Source organism: Micromonospora salmantinae, from assembly GCF_022230905.1.
Taxonomy (GTDB): domain Bacteria; phylum Actinomycetota; class Actinomycetes; order Mycobacteriales; family Micromonosporaceae; genus Micromonospora; species Micromonospora salmantinae.
The window spans coordinates 53174-69572 of the sequence record NZ_JAKKFG010000044.1 but is presented as its reverse complement, the minus strand read 5'-3'; the positions used below and the strand labels follow the sequence as shown (position 1 = coordinate 69572).

At 70.5% G+C, this 16399-nt stretch carries 11 protein-coding genes; 4 read left to right on the top strand and 7 right to left on the bottom strand.

What is annotated here, in order from left to right; translation table 11 throughout:
- Nucleotides 1-611 precede the first annotated feature (611 nt).
- Both PSH03_RS27925 and nrdR read right to left on the bottom strand, forming a co-directional pair.
- Nucleotides 612-3485: a vitamin B12-dependent ribonucleotide reductase gene (locus tag PSH03_RS27925; protein ID WP_372494891.1), complete on the bottom strand. Its 2874-nt coding sequence runs from the start codon at nucleotides 3483-3485 to the stop codon at nucleotides 612-614.
- A gap of 67 nt (nucleotides 3486-3552) precedes the next feature.
- Complete coding sequence (nrdR, locus tag PSH03_RS27920; protein ID WP_210786368.1) at nucleotides 3553-4053, bottom strand: transcriptional regulator NrdR; 501 nt, start codon at nucleotides 4051-4053, stop codon at nucleotides 3553-3555.
- A 539-nt stretch (nucleotides 4054-4592) separates the two neighbouring features.
- Between nrdR and lexA the strand changes: the two genes are divergently transcribed.
- On the top strand, nucleotides 4593-5378 hold the full coding sequence (lexA, locus tag PSH03_RS27915) for a transcriptional repressor LexA (protein WP_210786369.1): 786 nt from the start codon (nucleotides 4593-4595) through the stop codon (nucleotides 5376-5378).
- Between the two features lie 73 nt (nucleotides 5379-5451).
- Here the strand turns inward: lexA and PSH03_RS27910 are convergent, their stop codons facing one another.
- Entirely contained in the window at nucleotides 5452-7194 is a 1743-nt protein-coding gene (locus PSH03_RS27910; protein ID WP_238690876.1) for a hypothetical protein, read from the bottom strand.
- A gap of 50 nt (nucleotides 7195-7244) precedes the next feature.
- Entirely contained in the window at nucleotides 7245-8699 is a 1455-nt protein-coding gene (hflX, locus tag PSH03_RS27905; RefSeq protein ID WP_210786371.1) for a GTPase HflX, read from the bottom strand.
- 183 nt (nucleotides 8700-8882) lie between these two features.
- Between hflX and PSH03_RS27900 the strand changes: the two genes are divergently transcribed.
- Complete coding sequence (locus PSH03_RS27900; protein WP_210786372.1) at nucleotides 8883-10349, top strand: NAD-dependent malic enzyme; 1467 nt, start codon at nucleotides 8883-8885, stop codon at nucleotides 10347-10349.
- A gap of 134 nt (nucleotides 10350-10483) precedes the next feature.
- Here the strand turns inward: PSH03_RS27900 and dapF are convergent, their stop codons facing one another.
- From dapF to PSH03_RS27885, 3 genes are read right to left on the bottom strand one after another with little or no spacing between them, the layout of a single operon-like run.
- Nucleotides 10484-11329: a diaminopimelate epimerase gene (gene dapF / locus PSH03_RS27895; RefSeq protein WP_238690875.1), complete on the bottom strand. Its 846-nt coding sequence runs from the start codon at nucleotides 11327-11329 to the stop codon at nucleotides 10484-10486.
- Nucleotides 11330-11336: 7 nt separating this feature from the next.
- A complete protein-coding gene (gene miaA / locus PSH03_RS27890) occupies nucleotides 11337-12260 on the bottom strand; it encodes a tRNA (adenosine(37)-N6)-dimethylallyltransferase MiaA (RefSeq protein WP_372494903.1) in 924 nt (307 codons plus the stop codon).
- Complete coding sequence (locus PSH03_RS27885; RefSeq protein WP_238690874.1) at nucleotides 12245-13012, bottom strand: class III extradiol ring-cleavage dioxygenase family protein; 768 nt, start codon at nucleotides 13010-13012, stop codon at nucleotides 12245-12247. Before PSH03_RS27885 ends, miaA begins: the two co-directional genes overlap by 16 nt.
- 150 nt (nucleotides 13013-13162) lie before the next feature.
- Here PSH03_RS27885 and PSH03_RS27880 point away from each other — a divergent pair, with 150 nt between their 5' ends.
- Nucleotides 13163-14371 carry a DUF349 domain-containing protein gene (locus PSH03_RS27880; RefSeq protein WP_210785987.1) on the top strand — a complete coding sequence of 403 codons (1209 nt, stop codon included), beginning with the start codon at nucleotides 13163-13165 and terminating at the stop codon, nucleotides 14369-14371.
- A gap of 365 nt (nucleotides 14372-14736) precedes the next feature.
- The gene (locus PSH03_RS27875; RefSeq protein ID WP_238690872.1) at nucleotides 14737-16320 is read left to right on the top strand and encodes a cellulase family glycosylhydrolase; all 1584 of its coding nucleotides are present in this window, start codon (nucleotides 14737-14739) and stop codon (nucleotides 16318-16320) included.
- The last annotated feature ends 79 nt before the right edge of the window (nucleotides 16321-16399 follow it).

Sequence of the window (16399 nt, the reverse complement as noted above, 5' to 3'; positions counted from 1 at the left end):
AACGTGTCGCGTCAGCCAGTACTGCAGATCACCCGTCGCCCCGGCTTCCCTGAGCCGATCGCGCGCCTGATCGGAACGACGATCTCGAACGCTGACGAGGTAGACGAATGAGCCAAGCACAACCACCCACCCACCCACCACGCCCAACCGAGGGGCGACGACGACAACCGTCGTCGTACGACTGACCCGAGCACCGTCCGGTCCACTGTGATCAAGTGATGAAAAGTAGGTCAGAGATGACCCCTCGGACCTACTTTTCAACACCGTCACCTTCGGCTGCCGAGCCCACCCGCGCCGATCTTGCAGTTTCCGTCGCCCAGATGCGCGGAATGCCCGCTACGCCGCGACAGAAAGTGCAAGATCGCGGCATGCAGGCGGGCCGCCCTCGTCGATCATGGGGTTGTGGTGCCTGGTTTGGGGTTCTCCGAGCGCTTTATCAGTCACCACAACTCCTTGATCGACGAGGCGGTGCAGGTGACGGATGGCCACTGCGCCTAGCGCAAGGGTGTTTCATCACTTGATCATGGGGGTGCCGTCATGACGAGCAACTGGAAACGGCGCTGCCCCGACTCCCTTGAGGGAAGCCGGGGCAGCGCCGCGTTTCGCGTACGTCAGCTGCAGCCGCTGGTGGAGCCGCAGCCCTCGCAGACGTAGCAGCTACCGGCGGGCCGCATCTTCGTACCGCAGGTGAAGCAGAGCGGCGCGTCGGCGGCCTTGCCGATCACGGCCTCCAGCAGTTCGGTGCTGGAACCCACGCTCGGAGCCGGCTTGGCGGCGGCCACGTCGGCCATCTCCTGGGCCGGCTGGGCGACAGCCTCCGGCTTGGCCGGGGTCTCCACCGGCGCGGACGACGCCATCGCGGTGAGCTCGGCGCCGGTGACGCCGGCAGCCTCCGCGTCGGCCTCGGCCCGCAGCTGCGCCGCCCGCTCCGAGGCGGTGAAGATGCCCAGCTCGGCGCGACGCTCGTAGGGCAGGAAGTCCAGCGCCAGGCGACGGAAGATGTAGTCCATCACCGAGGCCGCCATCCGCACGTCCGGGTCGTCGGTCATGCCGGCCGGCTCGAAGCGCATGTTGGTGAACTTGCTGACGAACGTCTCCAGCGGCACGCCGTACTGGAGGCCGATGCTGATGGCCACCGAGAAGGCGTCCATCACGCCGGCCAGGGTCGAGCCCTGCTTGGACATCTTCAGGAAGACCTCACCGAGGCCGTCGTCCGGGTAGGACGACGCGGTCAGGTAGCCCTCGGCGCCACCGACGGAGAAGCTGACCGTCTCGGACGGGCGCTTCTTCGGCAGGCGCTTACGCACCGGCCGGTACTCGATGACCTTCTCGACCGCGGCCGGCGCGGCCGCTGCGGTCTCGACGGCGGCCGACTCGGTGGCCTTGTTGGACTTGGCCACCGAGAGCGGCTGGCCGACCTTGCAGTTGTCCCGGTAGATCGCCAGCGCCTTGAGGCCGAGCTTCCAGCCCTCGAAGTAGATCTTCTCGACGTCCTCGACGGTGGCCGCCTCCGGCATGTTGACCGTCTTGGAGATGGCGCCGGAGACGAACGGCTGGATGGCCGCCATCATCCGCACGTGACCCATCGGGGCGATCGTCCGCTCGCCCATGGCGCAGTCGAAGACCGGGTAGTGCTCCGGCTTGAGGCCGGGGGCGTCCACCACGTGGCCGTGGTCGGCGATGTGCTCGACGATCGCCTCGACCTGCTCCTCGGGGTAGCCGAGGCTGCGCAGGGCGCGCGGCACCGTCTGGTTGACGATCTGCATCGAGCCGCCGCCGACCAGCTTCTTGAACTTGACCAGCGCCAGGTCCGGCTCCACACCGGTCGTGTCGCAGTCCATCATGAAGCCGATCGTGCCGGTCGGGGCGAGGACGCTCGCCTGCGCGTTGCGCCAACCGTTCTTGTCACCGATCTTGTTGCCCTGGGTCCACTGCTTGGTCGCCTCGCGGACGATAGCGGTGGCCACCGGGCTGGTCGGCTTGATCTCGTCGTTGGCCGCGGCGTGCTTGCGCATGACCCGCTTGTGCGGCTCGGCGTTACGGGCGTAGCCGTCGTACGGGCCGACGACGCCGGCCAGCTCGGCCGAACGGCGGTAGGCGGTGCCGGTCATCAGGGACGTGATCGACGCGGCGACCGAGCGGCCCTGGTCCGAGTCGTACGGCAGGCCGGTGGCCATCAGCAGGGCGCCCAGGTTGGCGTAGCCGATGCCGAGCTGCCGGTAGGCGCGGGACGTCTCACCGATCTTCTCGGTCGGGAAGTCCGCGAAGCAGATCGAGATGTCCATCGCGGTGATGACGAACTCGACGGACTTGACGAACTTCTCCACCTCGAAGCCACCGTCGGCGCGGAGGAACTTCATCAGGTTGAGCGAGGCCAGGTTGCACGAGGAGTTGTCCAGGTGCAGGTACTCCGAGCACGGGTTCGAGGCGGTGATCCGCCCGGTCTCCGGGCAGGTGTGCCAGTCGTTGATCGTGTCGTCGTACTGCAGGCCCGGGTCGGCGCACTCCCAGGCGGCCTGGGAGATGGTGCGGAACAGCTTCTTGGCGTCGACGGTGTCGATCACCGAGCCGTCCAGCCGGCCGCGCAGGTCGAAGCCCTTGCCGTTCTCGACCGCCGACATGAACTCGTCGGAGACCCGGACCGAGTTGTTGGCGTTCTGGTACTGCACGCTGACGATGTCGGAGCCGCCGAGGTCCATGTCGAACCCGGCGTCACGCAGGGCGCGGATCTTGTCCTCCTCGCGCGCCTTCGTGACCACGAACTCCTCGATGTCCGGGTGGTCCACGTCGATGATGACCATCTTGGCCGCCCGGCGGGTCGCGCCGCCGGACTTGATGGTGCCGGCGGAGGCGTCCGCGCCGCGCATGAAGCTGACCGGGCCGGAGGCGGTGCCGCCGGAGGAGAGCAGCTCACGGGACGAGCGGATGCGCGACAGGTTGACTCCGGAGCCGGAGCCGCCCTTGAAGATCAGCCCCTCCTCCTTGTACCAGTCGAGGATCGAGTCCATCGAGTCGTCGACGGCCAGGATGAAGCAGGCGCTGACCTGCTGCGGCGACGGCGTGCCGACGTTGAACCAGACCGGCGAGTTGAAGCTGAACACCTGGTTCAGCAGCATCCAGGTCAGCTCGTGCGCGAACACCTCGGCGTCGGCCGGGCTGGCGAAGTAGCCGTACTCCTCACCGGCGGTGCGGTAGGTGGTGACCACCCGGTCGATCAGCTGCCTGAGCGACCACTCGCGCTCCGGGGTCCCCACCGCTCCCCGGAAGTACTTGGTGGTCACGATGTTTGCCGCGTTGACGCTCCACGACTCCGGGAACTCCACCCCACGCTGCTCGAAGTTGATCGAGCCGTCCCGCCAGTTCGTCATCACGACGTCACGGCGCTCCCAGGAGACCTCGTCGTACGGGTGGACCCCCTCGGTCGTCCACACCCGCTCGATCTTCAGCCCCGCGCCTGCCTTGCTTCGTGAACGGCTAGTAGTCACGCCGTCGCCCCCCTCGTCTGCGCGGTCACCCACCGCGCGTCCCAATCTCTTGAAAAACTGTGAAGACTCAGCTGGTACGGCCGGCGGCCTCGACCGCATCGGCCCGGCCCTGCTCCCGGGCTTGCGCCGCGGCCCGCAACGTCTCGATCTCGCGCTCGAAGTCGGCAAGCGAGTCGAACGAGCGGTAGACGCTGGCGAACCGCAGGTAGGCGATCTCGTCCAGGTCGCGTAGCGGACCCAGGATCGCCAGGCCCACGTCGTGGCTGGGGATCTCGGCGGCCCCCTTGGCCCGGACCGTCTCCTCCACCCGCTGCGCGAGCAGCGCGAGTGAGTCGTCGTCCACCGGCCGGCCCTGGCACGCCTTACGCACCCCGCCGATGATCTTCGTGCGACTGAACGGCTCGGTCACCCCGCTGCGCTTGACGACAGCGAGGACCGCCTCCTCGACGGTGGTGAACCGCTTGCCGCACTCCGGGCAGGACCGCCGCCGTCGGATGAGCTGGCCGTCGTCGGCCTCCCGCGAGTCGACCACCCGGGAGTCAGCGTGCCGGCAGTACGGACACCGCATCGCCCACCTCCTAATAATGATCAACTGCGAGCACACCGGACACCCCCGGGCACGACTCACCGCGACGGTGCCATCCTCGGATGGCGCTCGCCGTGATCGACGTTACGGGAGTGCGGTCGGTAGTCAGACCCAACCTGTAGGCAACTTACGCCCGTGTCACTACTACATCTAGGGGTCGACCGTATGTCGCTGGGGAAGCCGGGTCAAGTTGGCCGGCGTGTCCGGCGCGTCACGGACCATCCGGTCACCCACGCACCGCACAGCGCCCGAAGACCCAACGTCACGATGCCGCCCGGGTTACCGGCCAGCCGGCCGAACGCGGCCGGAAAATGGTCCAGGATCGAACACCAGTGCTACCTGACGTACCATTTATCAGAACATCCGTACGACGGGAGCGCTTTTTCACCCCGACACGCCGGTGAGAGGTCGTACAGATGTTTGAAAATGACTGATCTCACCTATACGGTCATGAACAACGTGGCACCACCGCACGCACCACGAGCCGACGAGGCACCCAGCGCCGACCAGGGAGGACGGACGTGACCGAGGACCGGGCCAGCCGGCCGAAGAGCCCGCAGCAGATCACCGAGGCGGGCCCGCCGGCCACCCGACGCCGCAGCGCCGCGCGCAGCCGGACGGGTCAGCCCGCCGTGCGCCCGGTCACCCCGGTGGTCAGCGCCTTCCCCGACCCGGTGACGGTCGACCTGACCGCCCGCCAACGGCGCATCCTGGAGTTCATCCGCAACTGGGTGGAGCGCCACGGCTACCCGCCGAGCGTCCGCGAGATCGGCGAGGCGGTCGGCCTGGTGTCGCCGTCCAGCGTCGCCTACCAGCTCAAGGAGCTGGAGAAGAAGGGCTTCCTGCGCCGCGACCCGAACCGGCCGCGCGCGGTGGACGTCCGTGCCCCCAGCGAGGCGATCGACGACGAGCTGTCCAGGGCACAGCGGCCCACCCCGGCATACGTGCCGATGCTCGGTCGGATCGCCGCCGGTGGGCCGATCCTCGCCGAGCAGGCCGTGGAGGACATCTTCCCGCTCCCCCGCGAGCTGGTGGGTGAGGGCGAGGTCTTCATGCTCCAGGTCAAGGGCGACTCGATGCTCGACGCGGCGATCTGCGACGGCGACTGGGTGGTGGTCCGGCAGCAGCCGACCGCCGACTCGGGCGAGATCGTGGCCGCCATGCTCGACGGCGAGGCGACAGTGAAGACCTACCGGCGGCGCGACGGGCACGTCTGGCTGATGCCGCAGAACCCGGCCTTCGACCCGATCCCCGGCGATGACGCCACCATCATGGGCCGGGTCGTGGCGGTGCTACGCCGGATCTGATCGATCGGCGGGTGGGTGCCGACAGCGCTCACCCGCACCGCTCGGTCAGGACGAATGAGCGCTTCAGCGCCGATCAGTAACGGTCGCCCCGGGGACCGCGACCGCCCCCGGGATACTGCCCGTACGGGTCGATGGGCGCGTCGTCGTCACGTCGCCGGCCGGGCCGCTGACCCCGGTAGTCGGGCTCCTGCCCGCCGCGCCGGGGCGGCTCCGCGCGACCGGGCTGACCGCCGTCGCCGCCGTAGACGCCACCGCCAGGACGGCCACCGCCGCCCTGCGGACGACCGCCACCACCACCCTGCGGACGACCACCGCCACCAGCCGGGGGGCGACCGCCGCCACTGGCGGGAGGACGACCGCCGCCGCCAGCCGGGGGACGACCGCCGCCGCCGTAAACGCCAGCACCGCCGCCGTCCGGTCGCGGCGCACCGTAGCCACCGTCAGCCGAGGCCGGCCGGCCGCCACCGCCGTACACGGCACCACCCGCCGGGGCCGGGCCACCACGACCCGCACCACCCGCCGGGGCCGGACCGCCGCGAACCGCACCACCGCCGTAGACCGCGCCGCCGGCCGGGGCGGCGCCCCCGTAGACACCACCCCTGCGGTCATCGTCGGCCGGGAACCCGTCAACGGCACGGCCCGCGCGCGGGCCGAACGGCTCATCGTCCGGACCCGACGGGTCGGACGCGTCAGCGGTCGGCGGCCGACGGCGGGCGCGAACGATGCCGAAGATTCCGGCGGCGACCAACAGCAGGCCGATCAGCCCGACCGCCCCGACCAGGTACGTGATGTCGTCCAGGCTCAGCCCGTCGGTCCAGGACTTCGACGCGGCCGGTTTGGCGCCGTCCTCGGCACTCAGTGGCACGGCGGTCGACGTGGACGGGGTGTAGCCGAGAATGTCGACCGGCTCGTCCTCGGTGAACCGGCCCGCGTCGGAGACGGTGAGGAACGACTTTCCGTCCGAGGTGTAGCTGATGGCCTCGCCGAACGGGTCGGCCAGCGGCGTCACCCTCGGCTTGCCGGTGGTGAGCGCACCCACGATGTCGCCACCGGTCACGTCGAACTCGAAGGCGTCCGCGTACGTGCGCAGGACCACGCGGGAGCCGTCCGGTGCCCGGGATGCGCCGGTGATGGCGATCCGGCCGAACGTGTTGAGGGTGTTCTCCGTCTGGGTCTTCGGCAGCGTGAGCTCGCCGGCCTTACGCATCGGCACCGGGTCGGTGTCGCCGCTCCTGAGGGCCGCCGACGGCGTGTAGATCTCGGCCTTGCCGCTGGTCACCTTGGTGATGATCAGCGGTTTTCCGTCGTCGCCGATGAGCAACGCCTCAGCGTCGTGCGGTTTGGCCTCCGGGTAGGAGAGCCGGTGCAGCGTCGGCTGCTTGGCGCCGGTGACCGGCATCGACCAGAGTGCGACGCGGCTGCGGCGCTCCTTCGAGTCGGGGTTGTCACCGGTGTCGGCGATCCAGAGGGTGCGGCCGTCCTTGGACAGGGCGAGATCCTCGGTGTCGAACGGACCCTGCCCCGAGTAGCGGACCGGCTCCTTCGAGATCTTGCACTTACTGTCGAGGAAGAACACCCGCTTGCGCGCCGCGACGTCGGTGCCGTCGTTGATGACGATGTAGCCACTCTTGGTGGCGACCAGCCCGGACAGCTCCCGTAGGCGCTCGTCGGTGATCGTGCATCGCTTCTGGCCAGGGTTCGCGGCGGGCGGCCCCGACGCCCCAGGGGCGGGAGCCGCTGCGGCGACTCCGGCGAGCGCCACGGTTGCCCCGAGCAGGCCGAGGGCAACCGTGACCGAGGAAACAACGCGGCGCATTCGGCCAGTGTCGCATGCCGCGCGTTTCCGGTGGATGACGCCGTGGCCGCTCAGGACCGGCTGCCGGCCGCCTGCCCCTGCCGCTCCACGTCGAAGGCCATCAGCTCCGCGGCAAGCTCCGCACCCACTCGGACGTGCAGCAGAGTGCCCTCCGGCAGGTGCGACGTGCTGAGCACCTCACCGGTGCGGTGCGCCCGAGCCACCAGGTCGCCCCGGTCGTACGGCAGCACGGCCCGAACCTCCACGGCCGGACTCGGCAGCCGCTCCTCGATCGCCGCGCGCAGCTCGTCCATGCCCCGCCCGGAGTGCGCGGACACGAAGATCGCGTCCGGCCAGAGCCGCTTGAGCCGCAGCAGAGTGTCCTCGTCGGCCGCGTCGGTCTTGTTGACCACCAACAGCTCGGGGAGCCGGTCCGCGCTGACCTCGGCAAGCACCGCGTGGACCGCCCGGACCTGCTCCTCCGGATCCGGGTGGGTGCCGTCCACGACGTGCACCACCAGATCCGCCTCCGCGACCTCCTCCAGCGTCGAGCGGAACGCCTCGACGATCTGGTGCGGAAGGTGTCGGACGAAGCCCACCGTGTCGGAGAGGGTGTAGAGCCGCCCGTCCGAGGTGGTGGCCTTGCGGGTCGTCGGGTCCAGCGTGGCGAACAGCGCGTTCTCCACCAGCACGCCCGCGCCGGTCAGACGGTTGAGCAGGCTGGACTTGCCGGCGTTGGTGTAGCCGGCGATGGCCACAGCGGGAACGGCGTTGCGGGAACGCCGGGCGCGCTTGGTCACGCGTACCGTCTTCATGCTCTTGATCTCGCGACGCAGCCGGGAGATGCGGTGACGGATGCGCCGCCGGTCGGTCTCCAGCTTGGTCTCACCGGGACCACGAACACCCACACCGCCGCCGGCGCCGCCGCCCCGGCCGGAACCACCGGTCTGCCGGGAGAGCGTCTCACCCCAACCGCGCAGTCGCGGCAGCAGGTATTGGAGCTGGGCCAGCTCGACCTGCGCCTTACCTTCCTTGCTCTTGGCGTGCTGGGCGAAGATGTCGAGGATCAGCGCGGTGCGGTCGACGACCTTGACCTTGGTGCGCTGCTCCAGGTTGCGCAACTGCGACGGGGACAGCTCACCGTCACAGATGACAGTGTCGGCGCCGGTGGAAAGCACCACCGCGCCAAGATCGTCGACCTTGCCGCGGCCGATGTACGTGGCCGGGTCGGGTCGGGTACGACGTTGGATGAGCCCTTCGAGCACCTGCGAACCGGCGGTCTCGGCCAGCGCGGCAAGCTCGGTCAGCGAGTTTTCCGCGTCGGTGACAGTGCCTTCGGTCCAGACGCCCACCAGGACGACCCGCTCCAGCCGCAGCTGGCGGTATTCCACCTCGGTGACGTCGGTGAGCTCGGTTGACAGGCCCGGGACGCGTCGGAGGGACTGCCGCTCCGACAGCTCCATCTCGCCGGTGGTGACGTCGTCGAGCTCGTCCTCGACGGGGACAAAGCTCTCCTGGTCTCGCAAGCGGTTCTCCTGTCCGTTTTGATAAGTAGAACGTAATCCTGACATGACACAACGCCGAACGCACCTGCTATATGCCCATGGTGAAGGTCGCCAAAAGTGGGGGCGAATGCTGGTCGGCCGCGACAACCCGGTAGAAATGCGGGCGGCGGCCGAACGGCCGCACAGCCGTTACGGAGGGATCCCGTGGCCATCACCCGAATGCCCAGCGCCGGATTTTCGATCACCATCCGGATCGCCGTGACCGCGGACGCCTCCTCGATCGGCCGACTCACCACCTCCGTCGGCGAGGCCGGGGCGATCGTCACGGCGCTGGACGTGGTGGACTCGGACCCGACCCATGTGATCGTCGACCTGACCTGCGACACCGCCGACTCCGGTCACGCCGACCAGGTGGTCGACGCGCTGACCGCGCTGGACGGCGTGGACGTGCGCAAGGTGTCGGACCGGACGTTCCTGCTGCACCTGGGCGGCAAGATCGAGGTGACCTCGAAGGTCGCGCTGCGCAACCGCGACGAGCTGTCCCGCGCGTACACCCCGGGGGTGGCCCGGGTCTGCATGGCGATCGCCGAGAACCCGGCCGACGCCCGGCGACTGACCATCAAGCGCAACACCGTCGCTGTGGTCAGCGACGGCTCGGCGGTGCTCGGCCTGGGCAACCTCGGCCCGGCCGCCTCGCTGCCGGTGATGGAGGGCAAGGCCGCGCTGTTCAAGCGCTTCGGCGGGGTGGACGCCTGGCCGGTGGTGCTGGACACCCAGGACACCGACGAGATCGTGCAGATCGTCAAGGCGATCGCGCCGGCCTACGGCGGCATCAACCTGGAGGACATCGCCGCGCCGCGCTGCTTCGAGATCGAGGCCCGGCTGCGCGAGGCGCTGGACATCCCGGTCTTCCACGACGATCAGCACGGCACCGCGATCTGCGTGCTGGCCGCGCTGACGAACGCGTTGCGGGTGGTGGGCAAGCGGCTCGAGGACGTCCGGGTGGTCGTCTCGGGCGCCGGCGCGGCCGGCACCGCGATCATGAAGCTGCTGCTGCGCCAGGGCGTCGGCGACATCATCGCGTGCGACCGGGAGGGCGCCCTGCACCGCGGGCTGACCGGGCTCAACTCGGCGTGGCAGTGGCTGGCGGAGAACACCAACAAGGAGAACTACTCCGGCGACCTGCCCGGCGCGATCCGCGGCGCCGACGTGTTCATCGGGGTCAGCGCGCCGAACCTGCTCACCGGCGACGACATCGCGCAGATGGCGAAGGACTCGATCGTCTTCGCCCTCGCGAACCCGGACCCGGAGGTCGACCCGCGGGAGGCGCGCAAGCACGCCGCGGTGGTCGCCACCGGCCGCTCCGACCAGCCGAACCAGATCAACAACGTGCTCGCGTTCCCCGGGGTGTTCCGCGGCATGCTGGACGCGCACGCCGAGGAGTTCACCGAGGAGATGGCCATCGCCGCCGCCCGGGCCATCGCGGACGTGGTCGGCGAAGAAAAGATCAACCCGACGGTGATCGTGCCGAGCGTCTTCGACTCCCGGGTCGCCCCGGCGGTCGCCGCCGCCGTGCGCGCCGCCGCGCACAACCCGAGCCCGCTCCCGGCCGCCGACCCCGGCCCCGCCGACCTCCCCGAGATCGCCGCAAGCGCCAGCGCCACCCCGTAACGCGCCAACGACCCACCCCCACCAACCGCGCCGTTGATCAAGAGGTTTGCGTCAGGAAGTACCCGAAACTTGACGCAAACCTCTTGATCAACACGGGTGGGGGTGGGGCGTGGGGGTGGGGCGTGGGGGGGCCGTTAGGGGCGGAGCACTGTTGGGTTCAGTTCGCCGGTGGCCACCAGGACGGCGGGGCCGGAGAGCCAGCAGGAGCCGGACGTGACGGTCACCGTTAGGCGGCCGCCGGGCACGTCCACGGCGACCACGCCGGTGTCCCGGCCGGCGTCGCGCAGCGCCACGGCACCCACCGCGCAGGCACCGGTGCCGCAGGACAGGGTCTCGGCGCTGCCGCGCTCGTACACCCGCATCAGGCTGTGCTCGTCGGTGCCGTCGACCGGGTCACCCGCCACGATGAACTCGACGTTCACCCCGCCCGGGAAGACCGCCGGGTCGAACCCGGGCGCGACGGTCAGGTCCAGCGCCGACAGCTCCACGCCGGCCGGCAGCACGCAGACCAGGTGCGGGTTGCCGACGTCCACCACCGCACCGGTCAGGGTCAGCCCGCCGAGGGTGGCGGCTGAACTGTCGTACACCTGGGGTCGGCGCATCTCGACGGACACGACGTCGCCCTCGACCAGCGCGCGCACGACGCCGGCCCGGGTGGCCACCGGCAGCGCCGCGCCGGCCGGCGTGGCCAACCCGGTGTCGAGCAGGTAGCGCACGAAGACCCGGGCGCCGTTGCCGCACATCTCGGCGAACGAGCCGTCGGCGTTCCAGTAGTCCATGAACCACTCGGCCTCGCCGGCCAGACCCGCGCCGTCCGGATGCTTGGCCGCGCGGACCACCCGCAGCACGCCGTCCGCGCCGATGCCCCGCCGCCGGTCACAGAGCGCCGCGACCAGCTCCGGGGTCAGGTCGAGCTGACCGTCCGGGTCGGGAAGGAGGACGAAGTCGTTGCCGGTGCCGTGGCCCTTGGTGAACTCCACAGCCCCATCATCGCGCAGCCGCCGGCACCAGACGCAGTGCGGCCCCGATCAGGTCCGGGGTCGTCGAGTCCAGCCAGTGGATCCGCGGGTCGCGCCGGAACCACGACCGCTGCCGGCGGACGAAGCGCCGGGTCGCCCGGACCGTCTCGTCGTGCGCCTGCGCCTCGGTCAGCTCACCGGCGAGCAGGCGCAGCACCTGCTGGTAGCCCAGCGCCCGACTCGCCGTCCGCCCCTCGGCCAGCCCGCGCCCGACCAGCTCACGGGTCTCCGGCACCAGGCCGTCGGCCCACATCCGGTCGACCCGCAGCGCGATCCGCTCGTCCAGCACGCCGGTGTCCAGGTCGACGCCGAGCTGCACCGACGGGTAGTACGGCGTCGGCTGCGGCAGCGAGGCGGCGAACGGCGCGCCGGTGAGCTCGATCACCTCCAGGGCCCGCACGATCCGCCGGCCGTTGCCCGGCAGGATGCCCTCGGCGGCGACCGGGTCGGCGGCGCGCAGCCGCGCGTACAACGGGGCCGGACCGACCTCTGCCAACTCCCGTTCCAGCCGCTCCCGCAGCGCCGCGTCCGTGCCGGGGAACTCGAAACGCTCCAGCACCGCCCGCACGTACAGCCCGGAACCACCGACCAACAGCGGCACCCGCCCCCGGGACAGGATGTCGTCCACCGCCGCGCGGGCCAGTCGCTGGTACTCCGCGACGCTCGCCGGCTCGGTGACCTCCCAGATGTCCAGCAGGTGATGCGGCACCCCGTCCCGCTCGGCGAGGGTCAGCTTGGCGGTGCCGATGTCCATGCCCCGGTAGAGCTGCATCGAGTCGGCGTTGACCACCTCGCCGTCCAGGGCGTGCGCCAACGCGATGCTCAGCGCGGACTTGCCAGCCGCGGTCGGGCCGACCACCGCGACGACAGTGCCCGTCACACCCGCTCCCAGGACGCCACGAAGTAGGCCACCCCGTAGGGGGCGGAGTCGTGCAGCAACTCGCCGCGCCACCCACCACCGGCCGCGCGGGCCGCGCCGGCGAGCACCTGCCAGGGCGCGCGACCGGCGGCCTTCAGCTCCGTCGACACCACCGGGTCGAGGTCGAGCAGGGCGTCCAGGTCCGCGTCGGCCAGCGCCGCGGCAACCCCCTGGTCGTACGGGAGGGCGCGCGCGTCGTCGTACCCGGGTGCTTTCTCTCCCCGGCAGGCCGACCCGTCCCCGAGCACCAGCGACGCCACCCGTTCACCGGTGGCGCCGACCTCGTCGGCGAGCGCTGCCAGCTCGGCCGGGCCGGCGTCGGCGGCCACCTGCACGGCCGTCACCGGCGGGCGGGTGCCGTGACGGGCCAGCAACCACGCGCCGATGGTCAGGCTCAACGGCAGCACCGCACCCCGGTCCGGAAGGCCGGGCACCAACGGCACGTCCAGGTCGACACCCCAGGGTTGGAGAGAGCCGGTCGCCGGGGTGCGGATCGGGCCGGTCACCGGGCCGGTGCCCACCAGCACCACAATGTCCGGATCGGCGGCCAACAGCCGGCGTACGGCGGTGTCACAGGCCGCCCGCAGATCGTCCAGCTCCGGGGCCGCCGAGCCGGCCACCTCGGGCACGAGCAGGGGCGGATGCGGGCAGACGGCGGCGGCGACCAGTGGCACCCGTCCACCGTAGCGGGAATCCCCGGTGCGTCTCCGCGCCGATCCGGTCATTAGGCCCCTAGGACACCGTATGGTCACGGTCGGCGATAGGCGCTCGACGCGGACCGGGTCGGACCTGTGACAATGCCGGAAGCAACTTGGCTGCGCCGTGGCGGCGACGGGGGATCGATCCCTCGACGCCGGGAGAACGAGGATGGGCACATGAGCGACTGGACTGCCTTCGGACGGGTGGACGCGGACGGCACCGTGTACGTCAAGACCACCGAGGGAGAGCGGGTGGTCGGATCCTGGCAGGCGGGAGCACCGGAGGAGGGCCTGGCACACTTCGCCCGTCGCTTCGCCGACCTGGTGACCGAGGTGGACCTGACCGAAGCGCGACTCAAGTCGGGTGCGGCGGACGCCGGGCACTCGTTGAGCACGATCCGGCGGATCCGTGCCACGCTGCCCGAGGCCAACGTGGTCGGCGACATCGACGCGCTGGCCACCCGCCTGGACAAGCTGGCGACCCTCGCCGAGGAGAAGGCCGGCGAAGCGCGTGCCGCCCGGGACGCCGCTCGCGGCGAGGCCCTGGCCCGCAAGACCGCGCTGGTCGAGGAGGCCGAGAAGCTGGCCGCCGAATCCACCGGGTGGAAGACCGCCGGGGACCGGCTCAAGGAGATCCTCGACGAGTGGAAGACCATCCGCGGGGTCGACAAGAAGGCCGACGGTGAGCTGTGGAAGCGGTTCGCCGCCGCCCGGGACGGCTTCACCCGCCGCCGCGGCGCCCACTTCGCCTCCCTGGACTCGCAGCGTAAGCAGGCACAGACCGCCAAGGAGGAGTTGGTCGCCGAAGCGGAGAAGCTCTCGGACTCCACCGACTGGGCCGCCACCGCGAACCAGCTCAAGGACCTGATGACCCAGTGGAAGGCCGCTCCGCGCGCCTCCAAGGAGGCCGAGCAGAAGCTCTGGGAACGGTTCCGGGGTGCGCAGGACGCCTTCTTCAGCCGGCGCAGCGAGGTCTTCTCCGCACGGGACAACGAGCAGCGCGGCAACCTGGAGCGCAAGCAGGCCCTGCTCGCCGAGGCCGAGGCGTTGGACATCGACGCCGACCCGAAGGGCGCCCAGGCCAGGCTGCGGGAGATCCAGGCCCAGTGGCACGAGGCCGGCCGGGTGCCCCGCGAGGCGGCCGCCGGGCTGGAGCGCCGACTGCGCGTCATCGACGACAAGGTCCGTGACGTGATGGACTCGGCGTGGCGCCGCACCACCAAGGAGGACAACCCGCTGCTCGCCCAGATGCGGGCGCAGGTGGCGGAGGCCGAGGACCGGCTGGCCCGGGCGCAGAGCGCCGGGGACGCACGCCGGATCAAGGAGGCGGAGCAGGCCCTCGCCTCCAAGCGGCAGTTCCTCCAACTCGCCGAGCAGGCCGGCTGAGCTGACGACGTCCGGAGCCCCCGGTCCCCAGCGGGACCGGGGGCTCCCGCCTGTCCGGCCTCAGGCGTCCGCGCCCTCGTCTGCGCGCCCCCACGGCGGGGCGAGGCGGTGCGGGCGGGCAGGTTGACGCATTGACCTGGGCTGATCAGAATGAGCGACGGAGCCAGGTAGGGCCACCGGTGCGAGGGCGACGAAGGCGGAGCATCCGCCGTCGAGGGTCGCCGGTGAGCCTCCGCGAGTGACCACGTCCGGGTGACATGGGCCGTCGCGTGCTGTCCGCGTACCCCTTCGGGACCGTGGCGTGCGGACGGCCGCCCACCGGCGTCGTTCCTGGACGGCGTCGGACCTCCGAAGTGGAGCTCGCATTGTTCCGTCCCAAGGCTCTCGGCGGCGCGCTCACCGCGCTCGTCACCGTCGCGGCCGGCGTGTTCCTCGCCGCCGCCGTCAGCACCAGCCCGGCCGTCGCCGCCGGCACCGGTACGGGTTATCTACATACCAGTGGCAACCAGATCGTGGACAGCACCGGTGCGACAGTCCGGTTGACCGGCATCAACTGGTTCGGCATGGAGACCGACAACAAGACCTTCCACGGGCTGTGGTCGAACAACCCGTGGCGGGGACAACTCGACACGATGGCCCGGTTGGGTTACAACACGTTGCGGGTGCCGTACTCGAACGACGCGCTGAAACCGGGTGCGACCGCCAGTGGGATCAACGACTTCGTCAACCCGGACCTGATCGGGTTGTCGCCGTTGCAGATTCTGGACAAGGTGATCGACTACGCCGGCAGCAAGGGCATGCGGATCATCCTGGACCGGCACCGGCCGACGGCGGCCGGACAGTCGCCGCTCTGGTACACGTCGACGGTTTCCGAGGCGACCTGGATCAACGACTGGAAGATGCTCGCCCAGCGGTACGCGGGCAACCCGACGGTGATCGGTGCCGACCTGCACAACGAGCCGCACGCGGAGGGCACCAACCCGGCGGCCACCGGCGCGTGCTGGGGCTGTGGCGACACCACCCGGGACTGGCGGCTCGCCGCCGAGCGGGCCGGAAACGCCATCCTCGGCGTCCAGCCCAACTGGTTGATCTTCGTGGAGGGGGTGAGCTGCCCGAGCGGTGGCCTCTCCAACGTCTGGGACGGCGACACCAGCAACGACGAGGACTGCGGCTGGTGGGGTGGCAACCTGTCGAAGGCGGGTCAGTTCCCGGTCCGGCTGAGCGTGGCGAACCGGTTGGTCTACTCGCCGCACGAGTACGCCACCTCGGTGTACCGGCAGACCTGGTTCGACGCCCCGGACTACCCGGCGAACATGCCGGCCATCTGGGACAAGTACTTCGGTTACCTCTACAAGCAGAACATCGCCCCGATCATGATGGGCGAGTTCGGCAGCACCCTGGTCGACCCGAAGGACAAGGTGTGGCTGGAGAAGCTGATGGCCTACACCGGGACCGGGGTGACCGGGATGTCCTTCACCTACTGGTCGTGGAACCCGAACTCGGGTGACACCGGCGGTATCGCGCTTGACGATTGGACGAACGTCAACACCGCCAAGCAGGCGATCCTCCAGCCGTACCTGATCGCGCCGTCCGGTGGCGGCACCAGCGGACCGCCGACGGACCCACCGACGGACCCGCCGACCGGCGCCTGCACGGCCACCTACCGGCAGGTCAACGCCTGGCAGGGCGGCTTCCAGGGCGAGTTGACAGTGAAGAACACCGGCTCGGGCGCGGTGAACCCGTGGTCGGTCACCTGGAGTTGGCCGTCCGGGGTGACGGTGGGCAGTGGCTGGAACGCCACCGTCACGCAGTCCGGTACGACTGTCACCGCCGCGGCTCCGAGCCACGCTCCGTCCCTGCCGGCGGGCGGATCGGTCACGGTGGGCTTCACCGCCAACGGCACGGCCAGCCCGCCGGGCACTGTGAAACTCAGCGGCACCGGCTGCTGATCCACCGGGACGGCCGGTGCGCCGCTGCCGGGACGGCCGGTGCGCAGCGCATCGGCCGTCCCGGCCATTTACATTCAGA